We start from the raw sequence: 20,409 nt of genomic DNA, 5'->3' as shown, positions 1-20,409 counted from the left end.
CTTTTTAGGATAACCATGGATTTCAGTAGTCCACAATTTTGGATCGCGGTCTTGCAGATCGTTGCCATCGACATCGTGCTGGGCGGCGACAACGCCGTTGTCATCGGGCTCGCTTGCCGCAAGCTCCCGGACCAACAGCGCAAGTACGGCATCTTCTGGGGCATGGTCGGCGCCATCGGTTTGCGGGTCATCCTGATATTTTTTGCCGTCACGCTGTTGACGGTCCCGTTCCTGAAAATCGTCGGCGCTGCGCTGTTGCTGTGGATTGGTGTCAAGCTGCTGCTGCCAGAGGAGGAAGACGCACACAACATCCAGGCCAATGTGACCTTGTTTGCAGCGATCAAGACCATCATCATCGCGGATGCCGTGATGAGCCTGGACAACGTGATTGCCATTGCCGGCGCGGCGGGTGACAGCAGGGGTTTGATTATTTTTGGCCTGGTGCTGAGTGTTCCCATCATCGTGCTGGGCAGCCAGTTGGTCATCAAACTGATGGACCGTTTCCCTGTTGTGGTGGTGGCCGGTGGTGCGCTGCTGGGCTGGATTGCCGGTGGCATGGTGGTCGGTGATGTGGCAGTGAATGCCTGGTTCAAGAACACCATTCCTGCCTCCCAATGGGTCGGCCCGGTAGTGGGTGCGCTGCTGGTCGTTGCACTGGGCAAATGGTTGGCCGCCCGCAGTGAAGCCAAGCGTGCGTTGGCACCGCTAGAAGACCTGGCCCACGAGAGCCGCGCGCCTTAACCAGGCTCCACCAACCAGCTGTTACAGCCAGATTTGTTTTGCACGAATCAAGAACCCAAGAAAGTTAGCTATGTTGAAAATAGTGGTGGCCATAGACGGGTCAGAGGCAGCGCTGCGTGCCGTCGGACATGTGATCAAGAATTTTTCCGGTGACCAGGCCGCGCAGGAGATCCATGTGATCAATGTGCAATACCCGGTCCACGGCGGCGTCAGCGCGTTTGTCGATGGCGCGCAGATCAAGGAATACCATGCTTCGGAGGGGGAAAAGACGCTGGCCCCAGCACGTGCGCTGCTGGACGCTGCCGATGTGCCCTACCACTCCCACCTCTTTGTTGGCGAGCCCGCCGAGACCGTCACGCGTTTTGCCAAAGAAAACGCTTGCGATCAGATTGTGATCGGCACCCGCGGGTTGGGCGCGGTCTCCAGCCTGCTGCTGGGTTCGGTCGCCACCAAGATCATCCACCTGGCAGATATGCCCGTGTTACTCGTCAAATAAACCACTGCATCGCGTGTACGGCCTTACTTTTTCTCACTCTGTTACTACTACTAAAGGAGCTTCTTTTATGAACAGCAAATTTTTGCGATCCCTCGTCTGCCTGGCGCTGCTGGGTGGCGCTGCGGCCCATGCGCAGGAATATCCCACCAAGACCATCACCATGGTTGTGCCCTTTGCTGCCGGCGGTCCTACCGACACCGTGGCACGTTTGGTCGCCCAATCCATGGGCGTCAAACTCAAACAGCAAATCATTGTTGAAAACGTTGGCGGTGCCGGTGGCACCATTGGCGCGGCGCGTGTCGCCAAGTCGGCACCCGATGGTTACACGCTATTCCTGCACCATATCGGCCAGTCCACCGCGCCTGCGCTGTACCGCAAGCTGACCTACAACGCGATCGATAGTTTCGAGCCGATCGGCCTGGTGACCGATGTGCCCATGACACTGGTGGCGCGCAAGGATTTTCCAGCCAAGGACTTCAAGGAATTGCTGGCCTATGTCAAAGCCAACAAAGACAAGGTGACCTATGCCAATGCGGGTTTGGGCTCAGCATCCCACCTGTGTGGCATGTTGTTCATGACGGCCATTGAGACCGATCTGACCACGGTTCCCTACAAAGGCACCGGCCCGGCCATGAACGACTTGCTGGGCGGCCAGGTGGACATCATGTGTGACCAAACCACCAACACCACGGGCCAGATCAAGGCCGGCAAGGTAAAGGCATATGGCGTCACCACCAAGACACGTGTGGCCTCGTTGCCCGATGTGCCGACCCTGAACGAAGCCGGCCTGCCGGGCTTTGAAGTGGCCGTGTGGCATGGCATGTATGCGCCACAGGGTACGCCCAAGGCGATCATCGACACACTCTCCGGCGCGCTGCAGGTTGCGCTGAAGGATCCGATGGTCAAACAGCGTTTTGCCGACCTGGGCACCGAGCCCGTGGCAGAGAGCCGCGCCAAGCCGGAAGCACTGAAAGCCCACCTGAAGGCCGAAGTCGACAAGTGGGCCCCCATCATCAAAAAGGCCGGCGCCTACGCCGACTAACCAGTTAGGGACCCAAAGTGCCATCATTCATACGCCATCCCAAAGATTTTTGGACCGGCACCATCTTTCTCTTTTTCGGTCTGGCGGCGGTGATCCTCGGCCAGGATTACCCGATGGGCACTGCAGGAAAAATGGGGCCGTCTTACTTTCCCACCGTACTGGGCTCGCTGCTTGCGCTGATCGGGGCCACCGCGGTGATCCGCTCCTTTGTGCGCGACGGCGAGCCGGTGGGTAAGTTTTATATCAAGGAAATCATCCTGATTCTGTCGGCGGTTTTGCTGTTCGGCGCGCTGATGCGCGGTGCCGGGCTGATTCCCGCCGTTGTTGTGCTGGTTGTACTCAGTGCCTATGCCAGTCCCAAATTCCACTGGGGTTCTGCGCTGTTGCTGGCGGGTGGCCTGGCTGCCTTCAGTGTGCTGGTGTTCGTCAAGCTGCTGGGCTTGCCGATGCCGATGCTCGGCCCCTGGTTTGGTTTCTGATGGGGAATTGATATGGAAATATTCAGCAATCTGGCCTTGGGCCTTGATACCGCCTTCACCCTCACCAACCTGTTCTATTGCCTGGTCGGTGTTTTTGTCGGCACCGCCGTAGGTGTGTTACCCGGATTGGGTCCGGTCGCCACCATCGCGATGCTGCTGCCGGCCACGTTTGGCTTGCCGCCCATTTCATCGCTGATCATGTTGTCGGGCATTTATTACGGCGCGCAGTATGGCGGCTCAACCACCGCCATCCTGGTCAATCTGCCAGGGGAATCCTCCTCGGTAGTGACGGCGATCGATGGTTACCAAATGGCGCGCAATGGCCAGGCAGGCAAGGCGTTGGCGACAGCGGCCATCGGTTCGTTTGTTGCCGGCACCGTTGCGACCGTGTTGCTGGCACTGTTTGCACCGCCGTTGGCAGACCTGGCGCTCAAATTTGGACCGGCCGAATACTTCTCCCTGATGGTGATGGGGCTGGTGGCATCGGTTGTGTTGGCCAGTGGTTCGATGTTGAACGCGATTGGCATGGTCATCCTCGGCCTGTTGCTCGCCCTGATCGGCACCGATGTCAACTCGGGTACGGCGCGCTACACCTTTGACGTGCCGGAACTGGCGGACGGTGTCAACTTCGTCATTGTGGCGATGGGTATGTTCGGCATTGGTGAAATCATCCGCAACCTGGAACATGACGAAACCCGCAACCTGGTGATGAAGAAGGTTTCCGGGCTCATGCTGACCAAGGACGACTTCAAACGCATCGTTGCGCCGGTTTTCCGGGGCACGGTGCTGGGATCGGCGCTGGGCATTCTGCCGGGTGGTGGGGCCATGCTGGCGTCGTTTGCAGCCTATTCGATCGAGAAAAAAGTATCGAAGAACTCGGCACAGTTTGGCAAAGGCGCCATCGAAGGTGTTGCGGCCCCTGAAGCCGCCAACAACGCCGGTGCGCAGACGTCGTTCATTCCCATGCTGACGCTGGGCATTCCGTCCAACCCGGTGATGGCGCTGATGATTGGTGCCATGATCATTCAGGGCATTCAACCCGGCCCGGCCGTGATGACCGAGCAGCCCGCGTTGTTCTGGGGCCTGATCGTGTCGATGTGGATCGGCAACTTCTTTTTGGTGGTGCTGAACCTGCCGATGATTGGCCTGTGGGTCAAGATGATCACGGTGCCTTACCACCGCCTGTACCCGGCCATTTTGATGTTCTGCGCCATTGGCGTGTTCAGTCTGAGCAACAACGAGTTCGATGTGTACCTGATGGCCCTGTTTGGCTTGCTGGGTTACATCTGCGCCAAGTTGAATTGCGAGGCAACACCCATGCTGCTGGGCTTCATCATCGGACCGATGATGGAAGAGTACCTGCGCCGGGCTTTGCTGCTGTCACACAGCGACCCCATGGTGTTTGTGCAGCGCCCCATCAGCGCGACCATGCTGACACTGTCCGCCGTGGCCATGATGGTGGTGCTCAGCCCCAATCTGCGCAAGAAGCGGGAAGAGGCATTCCAGGAAGATTAAACCCGGCGGCGAGGGTTTACAGCAATACCCATGGGGCGCTCCTGGGCCGATAAAGCAGTTTTAGGTCCGGGAGTGCAGGCCATGCCAGAAACGCCACAGAGTCTGATTGCCTTTTGCCGGGGGAACAACCGGGTGTGCCCCATGCCCCAAAGCTGGAACGCCTTGTTTGAGATGCTGCCAAACCGCAAGCGTACGGCGCTGGGTTGGGAGCCACCCCTGCCCTTGATTCTGGAAGCCTGGGACAGCACGCCGGCTCCGCTCAAAACTCTGCGCCTGGCCGAACACATCGAGTGGGCCGCAGAACACGGCGCATTGGAGTCGGTGGCTGCCTTCCTCAGGGCATTGCCCGAAGCGCAGTGGTTACACGCCAGTTAACGGTGGGATGCAGCTTTCGGATTGAGTGACGACACATAGGTGGGTGGTCGCCGTTGCAGGCTGGCCTGCTCGTAGGCATAGGCCATCGCAATCAAGGGCCCTTCGGACCAGGCGCCGCCTACAAAAGACAATCCAATGGGCAAGCCGTGCACCGTGCCGCAGGGCACCGTGATGTGGGGGTAACCGGCTACGGCCGCAGGCGATGTGAAGCTGCCGCCGGGCGCATCCCCGTTGACCAGGTCCGTCAGCCAAGCAGGCCCGCCGGTGGGTGCTACCAGGGCATCCAGCCGGTGTTGCTGCAAGACCTGGTCCAGACCCTCTGCTCGGGCATACCGGTGGTTGTTTGCCAGTGCGTCCCGGTACTCCTGGCTGTCGAGTCCGCCTTTGGCCTGCGCCTGGATGAAATGTTCTTGGCCGAAGAACGGCATTTCTTGTGTGCGGTGTTTCTCGTTGAAGGCAATGACATCGGCCAGGGTTTTGATGGGGGCATTGGGGCCGTAGTCCTCCAAGTAAGCGGCCATGTCGGCCTTCAACTCGTACAACAACACGGTCAGTTCGGACTCGCCGTATTTGTCGCTGTTGGGCACGTCATCCACATCCACTAGTGTTGCGCCCTGCGCCGTCAGCACGGCCAACTGCGCTTGCACAACGGCTGCAACGCGGTCATTGGCGCTGGCTATTTGTGCGCGGACCACGCCGATGCGTTTACCTTTGAGTCCATCTTTGTTCAGGAAACGGGTGTAGTCAGCCTTTTTCTGGTCAGCAGGTGCACTGGCAGGGTCACGCCCGTCGCTACCGGCCATGGCGGTCAACAATACTGCAGCATCGGCCACGGTGCGGGCCATGGGGCCTGCCGTGTCTTGCGAGTGAGAAATGGGAATGATGCCGGCGCGGCTGACCAGGCCCACGGTGGGTTTGATGCCCACCAGACCAGCGATGGACGAGGGCGAAGTGATGGAGCCATCCGTCTCGGTGCCCACGGCGACCGCAGCCAGGCTGGCCGCCATGCTGGCACCCGATCCCGAACTGGAGCCGCTGGTATTGCGGTCCAGTGCATAGGGATTGCGTGTCAAGCCACCACGCGCACTCCAACCGCTGGTGGAACGTGTGGAGCGGATATTGGCCCACTCCGACAGATTGGTTTTGCCCAGGATCACCGCACCGGCATCGCGCAGGCGGGTCACCAGTGCTGCATCCCGCGGTGGCTTCATACCCACCAGGGCCAGGGAGCCGGCCGTGGTCTGCATCTTGTCCGCAGTGGCAATATTGTCTTTGAGCAACACCGGCATGCCGTGCAAAGGCCCGCGTGGACCCTTGGCCTTGCGCTCTGCATCCAGCGCCTTGGCAATGGCCAGTGCGTCGGGGTTGAGCTCTATCACGGCGTTCAGTTTCGGTCCCGCCTTGTCGACCGCCGCTATGCGCGCCAGGTAGAGGCGAACCAGTTGCTGCGCCGTTGTGCGGCCCGCTGCCATGGCAGCTTGTAATTCGACAACCGACTTCTCCGCCACGTCGAAAGGCACACCGGGGGTTTTGGCGAATGATTGGGTTGCCATGGTCGCGCTTGTTGTCAGGGCCATCAGTTCTACAAATTCACGTCGTTGCATGGGTACTTACTCGGTGGGTGGGTCGGGTCCGCGTACTCAACGCGGTCAAGGCTTTGGTGGGTTGTGCGCCCGCGGTGACCTGGCGCAGGGTACGCAGAAAGTCCTGAACCTCGTCATTGGGTCGCACGGGTTCTTTCCAGTATTCACTGCAATCGGATTTGCGCCCCAGCAACTTCATGTTGACCAGTTCACGCCGCAGCGTGGCCTGGTCACCAAAGGTGTGGTGGGCGTTGAGCACCTGGTTCACTTCCTTCTCAGTGTATTTGCGCCGCACTGCAAACTGCGTCCACATCCACCACATGGCCATCTGCTGCACGGAAAACTTGTTGGGCAGCCGCACCAGGCGGCCAGCCGTGTCAAATTGCATCAGCGTTTTGCGTACGGTAGGGGACAAGCTGCCCAAGTTTGGCGTGGCCTTATCATCGGTGGCTTGTACAGGGGCTGGCAGGGCGTCCGGCACTGCAGTGGGGCTGGCTTCCACCGTGGCTCTGAAGTGTTGGAAGTTGCGCATGCCAGCCGCACGGGCCAGCAGGTTGAGCAGTTCGAGGTGGCTGGGTGGCGGTTGGCCCTGGTCGGCGCGTGCGTCCAAGTCTGATTTGAGCGTCTTCGCAAAGGAAGAAATGTCCGCGATGGACAGGGGTAAAAGCATGCGAGTCATCAAAGTTCCTCGTGCGCCGTTGACTCTGTCAAGAGTGCTGGGGTTGCCACTTGCAGCGTAGGCACACAAAAGATTTTTTGATGCGTACTTGCGATTACCAATCAGGTTTAGCGTGAGTCCAAACAAGACTCTGGCAACGCCTGGGTGAACTGCTGACCCTGGCGCGATTGTAGCCACTGAAAAACCCAATGGCAAAAATGACAAAGGCGACCGAAGTCGCCTTTGTGCTGCCAACGCGTCAACCGTATCAGGCTTTGCGCTGCTGCCTTCTGCGGGCAATGGCACCGATCAGTCCCAGGCCGGCCAGCATCATGGCGTAGGTTTCGGGTTCAGGTACCGCAGATACGGGGGATGTGAATTTGCCAATGATGGTGGAGTAGTTGCCCCACTGGTTTTGAGTATGCTCCTGCGCTGGCACCAAGCCGCCAAAGTAGGTGGTGATGCCCACGGTGTTGCTGCCGACGCTGACATTACCCAGCGTGACGCTGAACACCGCAGTGGATCCCACGGTATAGACAGAAGACGGGTCGCTACCCCACCAGGTAAACGACTTGAATCCGGCGGGTGCAAACAGACTTGCCGAACCATTGCCCTGAAGGTCCAGTCCGGTGCCGATGGAGACAGACCAGAAGCCTGGCGCTCCATTAAATGGGGCTGGCGATGTTGAGTCAATGACGGTCGCCGATTCTGGAATGAAAATCGTGAAGCCGTCCAGACCAGTAAATCCACCCATGCCCTGGTTGTTATTTGTCACCGAGTAGTCAAACTGCCAGGTGTTAGCACCCACGCCGCTGGCAAATGAAGTAACGGAGTATTCACCAGACAATGGAATGGTGGCATTGGCCGCACCGCTGAAAACGAAGGTGAGGGCCGCAACAGCCTGGGCGAAATGGGAGATTTTCATGGTCGAAGGTGTTCTGAAGATACATTCTGACGTTATCAGCCACCCACTGGTGCGGCAATAGTCCATATGGACTAGTAGCAGCTTGCGGCCGTGCGTTGCGTACATAAAAAGGCCCCGATAAATGAATACCAGGGCTCTGTACTGTGGTGCCGCTTGACGGAATCGAACTGTCGACCTTCTCCTTACGAAGGAGCTGCTCTACCAACTGAGCTAAAGCGGCTAACCAGTCAAAAATTATACCGTTGGTGCCTCAGCCTTCCACGTGGTAACGGGTCACACGTTCCACTTCATTCTTGGAACCCAGGCACACGCTGACACGCTCGTGCAACTTGCCGGGCGCGATATCCAAAATGCGCTCCCTGCAGTTGGTGGCAGCGCCGCCCGCCTGTTCAACCAGCCAGGCCATGGGGTTGGCCTCGTACATCAGGCGCAGCTTGCCGGGCTTCTCGGGCTCACGCTTGTCCCAGGGGTACATGAAGATGCCGCCGCGGGTCAGGATGCGGTGCACGTCGGTCACCATGCTGGCAATCCAGCGCATATTGAAATCCTTGCCGCGGGGGCCGTCCTTGCCCTGCAAACACTCGTCGATATAACGCTTCACCGGGGCGTCCCAGTGGCGCATATTGCTCATGTTGATCGCGAATTCCTTGGTGTCCTCGGGAATGCGCATCTTCTCTTGCGTCAGCACAAACGAGCCTTGCTCGCGGTCCAGTGTGAACATGGCTACGCCGCTGCCCACAGTCAGCACCAGCGTGGTTTGGGGGCCATAGACGCAGTAGCCAGCGGCCACTTGCTTGCAGCCGGCCTGCAAAAAGTCCTGCTCCGAGACACCCGCGCCTTCGGGCTTTTTGAGCACGCTGAAGATGGTGCCAATGCTCACATTCACATCGATGTTGCTGGAGCCGTCCAGGGGATCAAACAGCAGCAGGTATTCGCCCTGCGGGTAGCGGTTGGGCACCAGGTAGATGCCTTCCATTTCTTCCGATGCCATGGCTGCCAGGTGGCCGCCCCATTCGTTGGCTTCGATCAGTACTTCGTTGGAGATGATGTCCAGTTTCTTCTGGACTTCACCTTGGATGTTTTCGCTCTCGGCCGTGCCCAGCACACCACCCAAGGCGCCCTTGTTGACGGCATGGCTGATGCTCTTGCAGGAGCGGGCCACCACTTCCAGCAGCAGGCGCAGTTGGGCGGGGATGGAGCCGTCTACGCGTTGTTCTTCAACCAGGTAGCGGGTGAGTGATATTTTGGATGCCATAGTGTTCCTTGTGAAATCAGTCCGCCAGGGCGCGGTCAATGACCTCGCGTACATCGTTGCTCAGGTCTGACTTCGCAGCCACGCGGGCCAGGGCTTCGCGGGCGGCGCTGCGGTAGGGCTCGGCCAGGCGTTTCCAGCGGTCCAGCGCACGTGCCAGGCGGGCGGCGACCTGGGGGTTGATGCCGTCCAGCTCGATGACACGTTCGGCCCAGTACACATAACCCGCAGCATCCGCGCGGTGGAAGCCGCCCGGGTTGGCATTGCAGTAGCTAAAGATCACGCTGCGCGCACGGTTGGGGTTGCGGATGTTGAAGTCGGCGTGTGTCATCAGCTGGCGCACGGCGGGCAGCACATTGCCACCGCGGTCTGGCGCACCGGCTTGCAGTGCAAACCACTTGTCCAGCACCAGGTCTTCGTGCTTGAACATGGCGTGGAAGCGGGCCAGGGCCGGTGTAGCCAATGCGTGGCCGCTGGTCACCAGAGCCTGCAGCGCATTGGCCTGGTCTGTCATGTTGCCAGCGTCCTTGAAACGCTGCAGCGCCTTGCCAGGCCAGACCGCGTCACCACTCTGGGTGGCGGCCAGGCACAGGTAGCTCAGGGACATGCCAGCCAGTGCGCGGCGGCCGGCCGAGGTAGCGTCCGGGCTGTAGGCACCGTTGTCCTGGTGGGCATCAAACGCCCATTCCCAGTCCGCTTGCAGGCCGGTGGCGATCTGCAGGCGCATGGCCTCACGCACGGCGTGGATGCGTTGGGGGTCGACCACGTCCAACTGCTCTGCGATATAGGTTTCACCCGGCAGTGTCAGCACCAGTTCCTTGAACGCAGCGTCCAGCTGGGGCGAGCGCAACACACTGCGCATGGCCGAGAGGTATGCGTCATTTAGCACGCTAGCCCCCGTGGATGCTGATGTATCCACTATCGCATTGATAGCGCTGCGCAGGGCCAGGCGTTGGCCGGCTTCCCAGCGGTTGAATGGATCGGGGTCGTTGGCCAAGAGCGTCAGCAACTGGGCGTCGCTGTAGTCAAAATCCAGCACTACAGGCGCGGAGAAACCGCGCAGGATGGAGGGCACGGGCTCTTCTGCCACACCGGTGAAGGTGATGCTGGCGGTGTCGCCGGTCATCACAAACAGGTGGTTGTCGGCGGCGGCGTCGCTGCTGCCCTGCACGGTCAGTGGCAAGGCCGCACCACTGTTGCTGCCCACCAGGCCCAGCAGCACCGGGATTACAAAGGCTTGTTTGGTGGCCTGGTTGGCCGTGGCGGCGCAGCTTTGTGTGAACTGCAGCGTGTAGGTCTGCGCAGCCGCATCAAAACTGCCGCGGGCAGACAGGCGGGGTGTGCCGGCCTGGCTGTACCAGAGCTTGAACTGGGGCAGCAGCTGCGCCAGGCTGGAGCTCGGGTTGGCATCGGCCATGCTCTGTGCAAAGTCGTCACAGGTGACGGCCTGGCCGTCAAAACGCTCAAAGTACAACTTCATACCCTTGGCGAAACCGTCACGGCCCACCAGGGTCTGCATCATGCGGACCACCTCGGCACCCTTTTCGTAGATGGTGACGGTGTAGAAGTTGTTGATCTCGATGTAGCTGTCCGGGCGCACCGGGTGGGCCATGGGGCCTGCGTCTTCGGGGAACTGGGCGGTGCGCAACACACGCACGTCTTCGATGCGTTTGACAGCGCGTGCCGAGGGCTCAAAACACATGTCCTGGCTGAATTCCTGGTCGCGGAACACGGTCAGGCCTTCTTTCAGGCTCAGCTGGAACCAGTCGCGGCAGGTGATGCGGTTGCCGGTCCAGTTGTGGAAGTATTCGTGGCCGACCACACTTTCGATGTTGGCAAAGTCCACATCGGTGGCGGTGGCCTGGTTGGCCAGCACGTACTTGGAGTTGAAGATGTTCAGGCCCTTGTTCTCCATGGCGCCCATGTTGAAGTCGGCCGTGGCGACGATCATGAAGCGTTCCAGATCCAGCGGCAGGCCGAAGCGGGCTTCGTCCCAGGCCACGGAGGCCATCAGCGAATTCATCGCGTGTTCGGTCTTGTCCAGGTCACCGGGGCGCACAAAGACCTGCAGCAGGTGGTCCTTGCCCGCGCGGGAGGTGATGCGCTGTTCACGTGCCACCAGTTGGCCCGCTACCAGCGCGAACAGGTAACACGGTTTCTTGTGCGGATCAACCCACTTGGCGAAGTGGCGGCCGTCCTCCAACGTGCCGCTGTCCACCAGGTTGCCGTTGCTCAACAACACAGGGTACTTGGCCTTGTCGGCGCGCAGCGTGACCGTGTACATGGCCATCACATCCGGGCGGTCCAGGAAGTAGGTGATGCGGCGAAAGCCCTCGGCCTCGCACTGCGTGAAGAACGAATCGTTGCTGGTGTACAGGCCCGACAGCTTGGTGTTCTTGACCGGCGCGCAGGTGGTGAAGATTTCCAGCTGGAAGGGTTCGTTGCCCTCCGGCAGGTTTTCCAGCACCAGGCGCTCGCCATCCATCTTGAAGGATGTGCCTTGGCCGTTGACCAGCACACGCGCCAGGTTCAGCTCTTCGCCGTCCAGCTTCAGCGCCTGGGCTGGCACGTCGGGGTTGCGACGCAGCGTCATCTTGTTCAGCACACGGGTCTTGGCCGGGTCCAGATCAAAGGTCAGCTCTACCGTGTCAATGCGGTAGGCCGGCGCCGTGTAGTCGGCCCGGTTGATGACGGTGGGGGCGCCTTCGTTATCTCGGAATTGCAGCATGGGGTTCTCCAGAAATTCTTGTGGTGAAAAAGCGTTAGACGCCTTGTTTCAAGGAGGCTTCGATGAAGACGTCCAAATCGCCGTCCAAAACCTTCTGCGTAGCAGATACCTCGACATTGGTGCGCAGGTCTTTAATGCGGCTGTTGTCCAGCACGTACGAGCGGATCTGGTGGCCCCAGCCCACGTCGGTCTTGGTGTCTTCCAGCTTTTGCTGGGCTTCCTGCTGCTTGCGCAGCTCAAAGTCATACAAGCGACTGCGCAGGCGCTTCCAGGCCACGTCGCGGTTGCTGTGCTGGCTGCGTCCGTCCTGGCACTGCACGACGATGCCGGTGGGGATGTGGGTCAGGCGCACGGCCGAGTCGGTCTTGTTGATGTGCTGACCACCAGCGCCCGATGCGCGGAAGGTGTCGGTGCGCACATCGCTGGGGTTGATTTCGATTTCGATGGAGTCGTCGATCTCGGGGTAAACGAACACGCTGGCAAAGCTGGTGTGGCGCCCGCCCGACGAGTCAAACGGCGACTTGCGCACCAGGCGGTGCACGCCAGTTTCGGTGCGCAGCAGGCCAAAAGCGTATTCGCCTTCGATCTTGATGGTGGCGCCCTTGATACCGGCGGTGTCACCCGCGGTTTCGTCTTCAATCGTGGTCTTGAAGCCCTTGCGCTCGGCGTACTTGAGGTACTGGCGCAGCAGCATGCTGGCCCAGTCGCAGGCTTCGGTGCCGCCTGCGCCGGCCTGGATGTCCAAAAAGCAGTTCAGCGGATCGGCCTGGTTGCTGAACATGCGGCGGAACTCCAGCCCTTCGATGATGGCGGCCAACTTGGCAGTCTCGCCCTCAATCGTCATCAGGCCGGCCTCGTCGCCGTCTTCCTTGCTCATCTCGAACAGTTCGAGGTTGTCGCTGAGTTCAGTTTCCAGCTCGGTGATGGTGACCACCACGCCATCCAGCGCTTTTTTCTCTTTGCCCAGTTCCTGGGCACGTTTGGGGTCGTTCCAGACGGTGGGGTCTTCTAGCGATGCAACAACGGTGCGCAGGCGTTCGGCTTTGACATCGTAGTCAAAGATACCCCCGTAACTCTTGGGTCCTTGCGCTCAGGTCCGTGAGTTGGGTGCCGATGAGGTTGATGCGTTCTGCTTCCATGATGGTGCTGTCCTATGCGTGAATTCGGGGAATAACCCAGCATTTTAGGTGGGACATCGCTAAAGAGCGCCAATTAGGCTTGGTTTAGCGCCCCGGTACGCGCAGATCGTCCAAGTAGTCGCGCGCGATGTTGACCGTTGAAGCATGGCCCAGCGACGCAAAGTGGCTGGCCAGCCAGCGTTTGGCGCATGCCTGGCCCAGGTCGCGCAGGGTGTGGATCAGCTTGGCGTCGGTCGCGGATTTGGTGGATGCGGGATAACTACCCAGTATTTCGCCCCCGTCGATGCGGTGCATCAGCACGTTTTTGTAGCGCGTGGGGTCCAGCTTGCCCTGCATCAGCAGGCGTTTGACAAAATCTATGGCGCGCATTTCGGCCATCAGCGCGGCATTAAACGTGATTTCGTTGATGCGGTCCATGATCTCGGCGGCCGTGGTGGGCAGCTTCTCGCGCTGTATGGGGTTGATCTGCACCAGCACCACGTCGCGGCTTTCGCACTGGTAGATCAGCGGGTGGATGGCCGGGTTGCCGGCGTAACCGCCGTCCCAGTAGTGCTGACCGTCGATTTCCACCGCCTGGAACACGGTGGGCAGGCAGGCTGAGGCCATGACGGCCTTGGCCGTGAGCCGCTTGCCGGAAAACACCTCCGCCTTGCCGGTGGTCACGGTGGTTGCCACTACAAACAGCTTCAGGTCCTGGAATGCCGCCAGTTGCTCAAAGTCGATTTGCTTGTGCAGAAATTGCAGCAGAGGGTTGATGTCCAGCGGGTTGCTCTGGTAGGGCGACACGCTGCTGGCCCAAAAGCTGGTTACCGCATCGCTGAGTAACTGGCTGGGCGACTGGCGGTTGCCAGTAAGTGCACCAAAACCGCCGAACAGGATGTCCAGCGGCGCGCGCTGGGCCTGGGCAACGGAAGACGACACCGCACCCATGTCCACAATGCCCTCCCAGAAGGCGGCCAGTGATGCACGTGCCGATTCGCGCTGGGCCAGCGCCGATTGGCCCTGCGCCTGGGCGAACCCGTGGGCCATGGCCACTGCATTCATGGCACCTGCGCTGGTGCCGCTGATGCCTTCAAACGCCACGCGGCCGTCGTCCAGCAGCGCATCCAGCACGCCCCAGGTAAAGGCACCGTGGGAGCCACCGCCCTGCAGGGCCAGGTTGACCAGGGGTGCAGCCACTAGGCGATAAACCGTTCGATCAAGCCCGCCAAAACCTCCGGCTGGTCGTGGTGCATCATGTGGCCGGCATCGGGTATGAAGCCGATCTCCACATTCGGCACATTCTTGATGCGCTCGTGGTACTGCTCCAGCGTGAACTTGCCTTTCCACCACAAGTCCAGGCTGTTGTCAGACGCTTCCACGGCCAGCACCGGCATGCTCAGGCGCCGGTAAAGCTCCAGCACCTCTTCCGATTGGTACAGGTGGGCGCTGATGACCTTGTGCGCAGGCTGGCCCAATATGGTCCATTTGCCTTCGGCGTTTTCGGCGGCCCAGTGTTGGGCCAGCCAGTCGGCCTTGTCCTGGCTCAGGCGGGGGTTGGTCTTCATCAGGCGGCGGGCCACGCCGCTAACGGCGTCATAGGCTTTGAGGTCCATTTCGCCGCGGTGCAGTTTTTTCAGCTCGTCCATCCACTTGGCATAACGGCCGGGCGCCATGTCGGGCGTGGTAGCGGGCAGGCCAAAACCTTCCAGATTGACCAGGCGGCGGATGCGCTCGGGGCGCACACCGCCGTACAGCATCACCACGTTGCCGCCCAGGCTGTGGCCGACCAGGTTGACGGGTTGGTCGGGCGAATAGTGGTCCAGCAGAAAGTCCAGGTCGGCCATGTAGTCGGGGAACCAGTAGTTGTCTACGTTCCCCGACGGGGTTTTGCCATAACCGCGCCAGTCTGGCGCAATGATGTAGTGGTCGTCTTTGAAGGCGTCCACCACAAACTGGTAACTGGCCGCCACGTCCATCCAGCCGTGGACCATGACCAGCGGGGTCTTGTCGGGAGAGGGTTGGCCCCAAATTTGCACGTGGTACTGCAGATTGCGTATAGGGACAAACTCGCTACGGAATTTTCTTTTGACTTGGTACATTTGATCAATCATACGGAGGCAGTGGATGCCAGTCAGTCAGCACAGCGACAAATACAAAACCACCAGTCGGGAAATTTCTGCATCTTTGGGCGGCGTGCCCCCGGCCTATAGCCGTGTACACGGCAGCTTTGCGTGGGACGTGCCCCAACACTTCAATATTGCCCAGGTGTGCTGTGCCCGCTGGGCTGCTTTGCCGGATGCTACTGAAAACATAGCTATACAGTCATATTCCACGGGGGCTGATAGCACTTTTTACTCATACGCCTTGCTGCAGGAGCAGGCCAACCGCCTGTCCAACGTGCTGGTGGCCCAGGGCGTGCAGCGCGGTGACCGCGTGGCCATCGTGATGCCCCAGTGTTTTGAAACGGCGGTGGCCTACATGGCCGTATTGCAAATGGGGGCGGTGGCCATGCCGCTCTCGCTGTTGTTTGGGCCCGACGCGTTGGAGTTCCGCCTGCAGGACAGCGAGGCCGTGTTGGCCATTGCCGACAGCACCGCGCTGGCCGACCTGCAACTGGCCCGCAAACACTGCTCCACATTGCGCACCGTTATGGGGGTGGGCGCACCGGATGCCGTGCAAGGCCATGCAGATTGTGAGTTTGCCGACGCGCTGGCCCAATTCAGCACCCACTTCACCCCGGTGGATACGTTGGCCGACGACCCCGCCATCCTGATCTACACCAGCGGCACCACCGGCAATCCCAAGGGTGCACTGCTGGCGCACCGGGCGCTCATCGGCAACCTGCCGGGCTTTGTGGCCAGCCAGAACTGGTTTGGCTTTGACCCAAATGCCGCCGAGTCGACCTCGCAAGCCGTGTTCTGGAGCCCCGCGGACTGGGCGTGGACGGGCGGGTTGATGGACGCACTCTTGCCCACGCTGTACTTTGGCCGCCCCATCGTGGCGTACCGCGGGCGCTTCAGCCCCCAGGCTGCGCTGGAGCTGATGCAAGCCTGCGGCGTCACCCACACCTTTTTGTTCCCCACCGCGCTCAAGGCCATGATGAAGGCCTTTCCCGGCACGCCGCAGCGTACCGTGCGCCAGCAGTTCCATCTGCAGCTGCAAGCCATCATGAGCGCGGGAGAGGCCGTGGGCGACGCCGTGTTTGCCTATTGTGAGCAGCAGTTGGGCGTCAAACCCAACGAGATGTTTGGCCAGACCGAGATCAACTACATCGTGGGCAACTGCAACGCGCTGTGGCCGTCCAAACCTGGCAGCATGGGCATGGGCTACCCCGGCCACCGCGTGCAGGTGATAGACGATGCGGGCAACGAATGCCCCGTGGGCGTGCCGGGCGACGTTGCGCTGAACCGTTTTGACGTGAATGGCCAGCCCGACCCCATTTTCTTTCTGGGCTACTGGAAAAATAACGCGGCGACCCAGGCCAAGTTCACCGGTGACTGGTGCCGCACCGGCGACATGGCCGTGCGCGATGCCGACGGTTACCTGTGGTACCAGGGCCGCAGCGACGACGTGTTCAAGGCCGCGGGCTACCGCATAGGCCCGGGCGAGATCGAGAACTGCCTGGTCAAACACCCGGCTGTGGCCAACGCGGCGGTGGTGCCCAAGCCCGACGCCGAACGGGGCGCCCTGGTCAAGGCGTATGTGGTCATTGCTCCTGATTTTGTAGCGCAGTATGCAAGTGATACGGGGGCTAGGGACCAATTTCGTGAAAATCTTGTGGCGGAACTGCAGACCCACGTCAAAGGTCTGCTGGCACCGTATGAATACCCCAAGGAGATTGAGTTCGTTGACGCCCTGCCCATGACCACCACTGGCAAGGTGCAGCGCCGCGTGCTGCGCCTGCAAGAGGAAGAGCGTTATGCAGCCGCTCGCGCTTAAGTCCACATTCAAGCCCACGCTGGTGCGGCGTATCGGCTGGCTGGACTGGAGCAAATGGCTGGTGGTGCCTGTGTTGCCCTTGCTGGTGCTCGCCAACCGGCCCTGGGGCCGCATGTTTGGGGTGATGCTGGTGTGCGCGGTGTTTCTGGGCTTCATATTGTTCATGGCGCTGCGGGCCTGGGAGACCAGCCTGCGCCGCCAGTTCATCCGCGAGTCCACCTTGCCGCGTTTTCTGGGTGCCAAGCTGCGTGCGCAGTACCCGCAACTGGGTGCGCGCGATGTGGAGCTGGTGCTGCATGGCCTGCGCCAGTTCTTCATGGCCCACCTGCGCAGCCAGCGCCAGTTTGTGGCCATGCCGTCGCAGGTGGCGGATGCCGCCTGGCACGAGTTCATCCTGCACACCCGCGCGTATGAAGCCTGGTGCAGCGCCGCCTTTGGCAAGTTGATGCACCACACACCCGCCGAGGTGCTGGGCCGCGACCCCAAGCGCAACGACGGCCTGCGCCGCACCTGGTACTGGGCCTGCAAAGAAGAAAGCATCAACCCGCGCAAACCCACCCGCCTGCCCCTGCTGTTTGCGCTGGACAAAAAATTCGCCATTGCCGGCGGCTTTGCTTATGTGCCGGATTGCAGCGACATCGACCGCAAAAGCGGCTCGGGCGACTACTGCGGCACCAGCTTTGGTGATGGCGGCGGTGCAGACGGAGGCTCCGCTGGCGACGCCGGCAGCTTTGGCGGCAGCGAATCTTCGTCCAGCGACGCGGGCGGCTCTGGTGACGGAGATGGGGGAGGCGGCGGCGGCTGCGGCGGTGGTGATTGAGACGCGGCGCGGGAGCTACTTCCAGCGCAGCGCCTGCTTCTCCACCAGGTGCCACGACAGCCCGGCCAGTGCAAATGTGACTACGGTGCTGGCCAGCACATAAGCCGTAAAGCTGGCCTCGTGTAGCTTGTAGTGCGCCAGCACCTGCTGCACCGGAAAGCCATACAGATACGCGCCATACGACCAGTCGCCCACACGCGCCGGCACCCGCGGCAGCCAGTGTGCATACAGGGCCAGCCACAGCGTCAACGTACCCACGCCCAGCAGGTAGGCCAATAGTTGCCAGCTGCTTGATTTGGGCAAGAACACTGCAAACACCAAGAGAAACAGCGCGGGCCACAACAGGGGTCGAATGTGCGTGCGCCAGCAGGCAAACACCGCGCCTAGCGCAAACAGCAGGCCCAGCTTGCCGTGGTAGTAGTCCATGCCCAGAAACAGATCAAACACACCCAGCTGTGGCCCCACCGGGCGCAGCAACAGCAGCGCCAACAGCGCGGCACCCAACAGCGGTACCTTGATCCGTAGCGGCCCCGGCAACAGGCTGGCCAACGCCAGCACGCCGTAGCAGGTGATCTCATATGGCAATGACCACAAGGCACCGTTCACGCTGATGGGCTGCGGGTTGGCATAAAACACACCCGGCAGCGGGTAGTGGATGACCCAGGCGCTGGCCGTCTGTAAATAGGTCCATGTCACCGTGTGCCACCAATACGCCGCCAGCGGCCAGGTCGTCATCAGCGGCCCCAGCACCAGCACACACAGCAGGCAGATGACCACCAGCGCCGGGTAGATGCGCAGCGCACGGCGCCGAGCAAATTCAAACAGGCTGGGGCTGCGCTCCAGCGACAGCGTTACCAAGTAGCCGCTGAGCACAAAGAAGATAGCCACCCCCACGCCACCCAGCGTGTCAATGCCCAGCGCGCTGGCCAACGGCTCGTTGCCGCCGCGCCCACCCAGCGGATAACAGTGGCTGAACAACACCAGCCACGCCGCGAACAGGCGCAGGATGTCGAAGCGGTTGTCGTCGCGGTTCAGCGGGGACATAAGGGGGGAGGGTGGCAGGGAGGCTGGCGGTGGCAGGGCGCGGGGATGCTAACACGGGGTGTGCCGCTGTGAGCTGTTTGTACGGAAGTTCTTAAGGTAAATTGGCCTCTAGCCCCCGTCGGATGGACCTGAGTAGCTATTAAAATTGAAGTGATTTTGTGTGGCGGGCGGCAGAGTTTGGGTCAGTGGCCCCCGCCTCATAGTGTCAAACGCCCACAAATCGGCGGGGACCACTGACCCAAGCTCTGCGGGAGGCGCGAGTGGTCCCGATTTTTACGGTCTCACACTCTATAGTTGTGACCGAGCGCCACGAATGATTCTGCAAGTGGCTACCTGAAAAAACTCGTCTATGACTAACCGCCCAAAATCTATTGTTTCTATAGGAACAATGTCGAATCTCGTCGTTCCATCGGAGCTCGCCTATGCGGGCGCACTACAGAAGCTTATTCAGTCAGCGCGAGACCTTCACATTCAAATCGATTTGGCAACGTTTTACAGTGAAGAGCCGATCGAATTGCATAATTTTGTAGACACTGTCACTTATAGATTCATGATTGAAGATGGGGAGCCTTTTTTGGCGTATGAAGTATCGACACACCATGGGGGCGTATACCGGGAAGTTGCGTACACAGGCGAAGAGATCCGCTCATGGAGCGTCGGGGTGAATCTCAATGAAAACCGCGAAGAACTATGTGACCGAGCCAAACGTGTCCGATATACGCTAGGAATTGGAATCGGCGGTTAGATGGACCACAGTGGTTTGTTAACTGACCATATCAAGCATTTCATCCCTCTCCGCACACCGTCTAGTCCGGCTCTCCCATGCACTACGAAGAACAACCCCCACCCCTGGCCCTGAGCGACTTCGTAGACCGCTTCTGGGCCTTCGATGTCTCCAACGGCGGCCCCGCGCAAATCGACCATGTGGTGATGCCAGATGGCGCCTGCAACCTGACCCTGGTCGAACCCGGTCCGGGTGGGCAGATGTATGCATCGCTGACGGGGCCCTGTGCCGTGGCGCTGCGGGTGCCGGTTTTCAGGGGGGTTCGCTACCGCGGCATCCGGCTCAAGCCGGGCGCGGTGCGCGCTTTTCTGGGATTGGATGTGGCGCTGGTGGCTAACAAGAGCATGCCGCTGCAAGCCCTATTGCCCGATGTTTATGCAGCCGTGCAGCAAGGCCTGTCGCCCTTGCCAGAGTCGTTGGTCGAGTTCTCCGCCAAGGCAGGGCAGCTGTTTGCAGACCGTGCCGAGCATACGCACGTGCTAGATGACGCCGTGCAAAAGCTGGTGGCTTTGTTGATTCAGAGCGAGGGGGAGGCGCCGCTCGGTGCGCTGCTGGAGTCCTTCGGCTTGAGTGAACGGCAGCTGCGCCGGCGCTTTGTGGCTGAGGTGGGGTTGACGCCCAAGGTCTTTTCCCGCTTGCGGCGGGTGCGCAGGGCCTGTGCCGATCTGTTGCTGCACGCGCCGTCGGGGGTGGCGGGCATTTCGGTTGACCACGGCTTCTCCGACCAAGCCCACTTTTCGCGCGAGTTGCGTACGGTTTTTGGCATGACGCCGCAGCTGCTGCACCAGTACCTGCGCCAGATCCAGCACACCAATGTGGTGGAGCTGCAGGGTGCGGGCTGAAGTTTTTGCCGCCCACTTGTCCGAAATCTTCAATGCCTGCGGGCCGCGATTGCGTAAGCTCGGGC

General features: G+C 60.6%; 19 protein-coding genes and 1 tRNA gene. 10 read left to right on the top strand and 10 right to left on the bottom strand.

The features are described 5' to 3' along the window. Window positions 1-15 precede the first annotated feature (15 nt). The 6 genes from HZ993_RS08520 (at window position 16) to HZ993_RS08495 (ending at window position 4,648) form a co-directional block, all read left to right on the top strand. Entirely contained in the window at window positions 16-741 is a 726-nt protein-coding gene (locus tag HZ993_RS08520; RefSeq protein ID WP_209397057.1) for a TerC family protein, read from the top strand. 70 nt (window positions 742-811) lie between these two features. After that, window positions 812-1,237 (top strand): universal stress protein, encoded by a 426-nt coding sequence (locus HZ993_RS08515; RefSeq protein ID WP_209397055.1) that lies wholly within the window; start codon window positions 812-814, stop codon window positions 1,235-1,237. A 67-nt stretch (window positions 1,238-1,304) separates the two neighbouring features. Beyond that, window positions 1,305-2,279 (top strand): tripartite tricarboxylate transporter substrate binding protein BugD, encoded by a 975-nt coding sequence (locus HZ993_RS08510; RefSeq protein ID WP_209397053.1) that lies wholly within the window; start codon window positions 1,305-1,307, stop codon window positions 2,277-2,279. Between the two features lie 17 nt (window positions 2,280-2,296). Next, window positions 2,297-2,758 (top strand): tripartite tricarboxylate transporter TctB family protein, encoded by a 462-nt coding sequence (locus HZ993_RS08505; protein WP_209397051.1) that lies wholly within the window; start codon window positions 2,297-2,299, stop codon window positions 2,756-2,758. 12 nt (window positions 2,759-2,770) lie between these two features. Continuing rightward, window positions 2,771-4,273 carry a tripartite tricarboxylate transporter permease gene (locus HZ993_RS08500; RefSeq protein WP_209397049.1) on the top strand — a complete coding sequence of 501 codons (1,503 nt, stop codon included), beginning with the start codon at window positions 2,771-2,773 and terminating at the stop codon, window positions 4,271-4,273. Window positions 4,274-4,354: 81 nt separating this feature from the next. Continuing rightward, on the top strand, window positions 4,355-4,648 hold the full coding sequence (locus HZ993_RS08495; protein ID WP_209397047.1) for a hypothetical protein: 294 nt from the start codon (window positions 4,355-4,357) through the stop codon (window positions 4,646-4,648). Here HZ993_RS08495 and HZ993_RS08490 read toward each other — a convergent pair. From HZ993_RS08490 to HZ993_RS08450, 9 genes are all read right to left on the bottom strand, one after another. Then, the gene (locus tag HZ993_RS08490) at window positions 4,645-6,252 is read right to left on the bottom strand and encodes an amidase (RefSeq protein ID WP_209397045.1); all 1,608 of its coding nucleotides are present in this window, start codon (window positions 6,250-6,252) and stop codon (window positions 4,645-4,647) included. The genes HZ993_RS08495 and HZ993_RS08490 overlap by 4 nt on opposite strands. Beyond that, a complete protein-coding gene (locus tag HZ993_RS08485; protein ID WP_209397043.1) occupies window positions 6,239-6,910 on the bottom strand; it encodes a DUF2087 domain-containing protein in 672 nt (223 codons plus the stop codon). The genes HZ993_RS08490 and HZ993_RS08485 overlap by 14 nt, the downstream gene beginning before the upstream one ends. Window positions 6,911-7,157: 247 nt before the next feature. Further along, on the bottom strand, window positions 7,158-7,814 hold the full coding sequence (locus HZ993_RS24340; protein WP_245213878.1) for a PEP-CTERM sorting domain-containing protein: 657 nt from the start codon (window positions 7,812-7,814) through the stop codon (window positions 7,158-7,160). Window positions 7,815-7,958: 144 nt separating this feature from the next. Next, window positions 7,959-8,034 (bottom strand) — tRNA-Thr (locus HZ993_RS08475). Between the two features lie 30 nt (window positions 8,035-8,064). Further along, window positions 8,065-9,069: a class 1 fructose-bisphosphatase gene (locus HZ993_RS08470; protein ID WP_209397041.1), complete on the bottom strand. Its 1,005-nt coding sequence runs from the start codon at window positions 9,067-9,069 to the stop codon at window positions 8,065-8,067. A gap of 16 nt (window positions 9,070-9,085) precedes the next feature. Continuing rightward, a complete protein-coding gene (gene pepN, locus HZ993_RS08465) occupies window positions 9,086-11,794 on the bottom strand; it encodes an aminopeptidase N (RefSeq protein ID WP_209397039.1) in 2,709 nt (902 codons plus the stop codon). A gap of 34 nt (window positions 11,795-11,828) precedes the next feature. Continuing rightward, a protein-coding gene (gene prfB / locus HZ993_RS08460) for a peptide chain release factor 2 (protein WP_209397037.1) occupies window positions 11,829-12,933 on the bottom strand; the annotation gives its coding sequence in 2 pieces (ribosomal slippage) (window positions 11,829-12,851 and window positions 12,853-12,933; 1,104 coding nt in all). Between the two features lie 84 nt (window positions 12,934-13,017). Further along, window positions 13,018-14,112 (bottom strand): patatin-like phospholipase family protein, encoded by a 1,095-nt coding sequence (locus tag HZ993_RS08455; protein WP_209397035.1) that lies wholly within the window; start codon window positions 14,110-14,112, stop codon window positions 13,018-13,020. Further along, a complete protein-coding gene (locus HZ993_RS08450) occupies window positions 14,112-15,014 on the bottom strand; it encodes an alpha/beta fold hydrolase (RefSeq protein ID WP_209397026.1) in 903 nt (300 codons plus the stop codon). The genes HZ993_RS08455 and HZ993_RS08450 overlap by 1 nt, the downstream gene beginning before the upstream one ends. A 25-nt stretch (window positions 15,015-15,039) precedes the next feature. On the opposite strand from HZ993_RS08450, the gene HZ993_RS08445 reads away from it, so the two are divergent. Both HZ993_RS08445 and HZ993_RS08440 read left to right on the top strand, forming a co-directional pair. Beyond that, entirely contained in the window at window positions 15,040-16,854 is a 1,815-nt protein-coding gene (locus HZ993_RS08445) for an acyl-CoA synthetase (RefSeq protein ID WP_209397024.1), read from the top strand. After that, complete coding sequence (locus HZ993_RS08440) at window positions 16,835-17,674, top strand: hypothetical protein (protein WP_209397022.1); 840 nt, start codon at window positions 16,835-16,837, stop codon at window positions 17,672-17,674. Before HZ993_RS08445 ends, HZ993_RS08440 begins: the two co-directional genes overlap by 20 nt. A 15-nt stretch (window positions 17,675-17,689) precedes the next feature. Here HZ993_RS08440 and HZ993_RS08435 read toward each other — a convergent pair whose 3' ends face one another. Further along, the gene (locus HZ993_RS08435; protein WP_209397020.1) at window positions 17,690-18,718 is read right to left on the bottom strand and encodes an acyltransferase; all 1,029 of its coding nucleotides are present in this window, start codon (window positions 18,716-18,718) and stop codon (window positions 17,690-17,692) included. Between the two features lie 349 nt (window positions 18,719-19,067). Here HZ993_RS08435 and HZ993_RS08430 point away from each other — a divergent pair, with 349 nt between their 5' ends. Both HZ993_RS08430 and HZ993_RS08425 read left to right on the top strand, forming a co-directional pair. After that, complete coding sequence (locus HZ993_RS08430; protein WP_209397018.1) at window positions 19,068-19,463, top strand: hypothetical protein; 396 nt, start codon at window positions 19,068-19,070, stop codon at window positions 19,461-19,463. 77 nt (window positions 19,464-19,540) lie between these two features. Continuing rightward, entirely contained in the window at window positions 19,541-20,344 is an 804-nt protein-coding gene (locus HZ993_RS08425; protein ID WP_209397016.1) for a helix-turn-helix domain-containing protein, read from the top strand. Window positions 20,345-20,409: the final 65 nt, after the last annotated feature.

Origin of the sequence: Rhodoferax sp. AJA081-3 (genome assembly GCF_017798165.1) — a bacterium.
Classification (GTDB): Bacteria; Pseudomonadota; Gammaproteobacteria; order Burkholderiales; family Burkholderiaceae_C; genus Allorhodoferax.
The sequence above is the reverse complement of the archived record's forward strand: the minus strand, read 5'-3'. Positions and strand labels throughout refer to the sequence as shown.

Bases quoted from the DNA above. Each gene is read 5' to 3' on its own strand.
- HZ993_RS08520 (WP_209397057.1), top strand. From the start codon at position 16: ATGGATTTCAGTAGTCCACAATTTTGGATCGCGGTCTTGCAGATCGTT.
- HZ993_RS08515 (WP_209397055.1), top strand. From the start codon at position 812: ATGTTGAAAATAGTGGTGGCCATAGACGGGTCAGAGGCAGCGCTGCGT.
- HZ993_RS08510 (WP_209397053.1), top strand. From the start codon at position 1,305: ATGAACAGCAAATTTTTGCGATCCCTCGTCTGCCTGGCGCTGCTGGGT.
- HZ993_RS08500 (WP_209397049.1), top strand. From the start codon at position 2,771: ATGGAAATATTCAGCAATCTGGCCTTGGGCCTTGATACCGCCTTCACC.
- HZ993_RS08495 (WP_209397047.1), top strand. From the start codon at position 4,355: ATGCCAGAAACGCCACAGAGTCTGATTGCCTTTTGCCGGGGGAACAAC.
- HZ993_RS08490 (WP_209397045.1), bottom strand. From the start codon at position 6,252: ATGCAACGACGTGAATTTGTAGAACTGATGGCCCTGACAACAAGCGCG.
- HZ993_RS08485 (WP_209397043.1), bottom strand. From the start codon at position 6,910: ATGACTCGCATGCTTTTACCCCTGTCCATCGCGGACATTTCTTCCTTT.
- HZ993_RS24340 (WP_245213878.1), bottom strand. From the start codon at position 7,814: ATGAAAATCTCCCATTTCGCCCAGGCTGTTGCGGCCCTCACCTTCGTT.
- HZ993_RS08470 (WP_209397041.1), bottom strand. From the start codon at position 9,069: ATGGCATCCAAAATATCACTCACCCGCTACCTGGTTGAAGAACAACGC.
- pepN (WP_209397039.1), bottom strand. From the start codon at position 11,794: ATGCTGCAATTCCGAGATAACGAAGGCGCCCCCACCGTCATCAACCGG.
- HZ993_RS08450 (WP_209397026.1), bottom strand. From the start codon at position 15,014: ATGTACCAAGTCAAAAGAAAATTCCGTAGCGAGTTTGTCCCTATACGC.
- HZ993_RS08445 (WP_209397024.1), top strand. From the start codon at position 15,040: ATGCCAGTCAGTCAGCACAGCGACAAATACAAAACCACCAGTCGGGAA.
- HZ993_RS08440 (WP_209397022.1), top strand. From the start codon at position 16,835: ATGCAGCCGCTCGCGCTTAAGTCCACATTCAAGCCCACGCTGGTGCGG.
- HZ993_RS08435 (WP_209397020.1), bottom strand. From the start codon at position 18,718: ATGTCCCCGCTGAACCGCGACGACAACCGCTTCGACATCCTGCGCCTG.
- HZ993_RS08430 (WP_209397018.1), top strand. From the start codon at position 19,068: ATGACTAACCGCCCAAAATCTATTGTTTCTATAGGAACAATGTCGAAT.
- HZ993_RS08425 (WP_209397016.1), top strand. From the start codon at position 19,541: ATGCACTACGAAGAACAACCCCCACCCCTGGCCCTGAGCGACTTCGTA.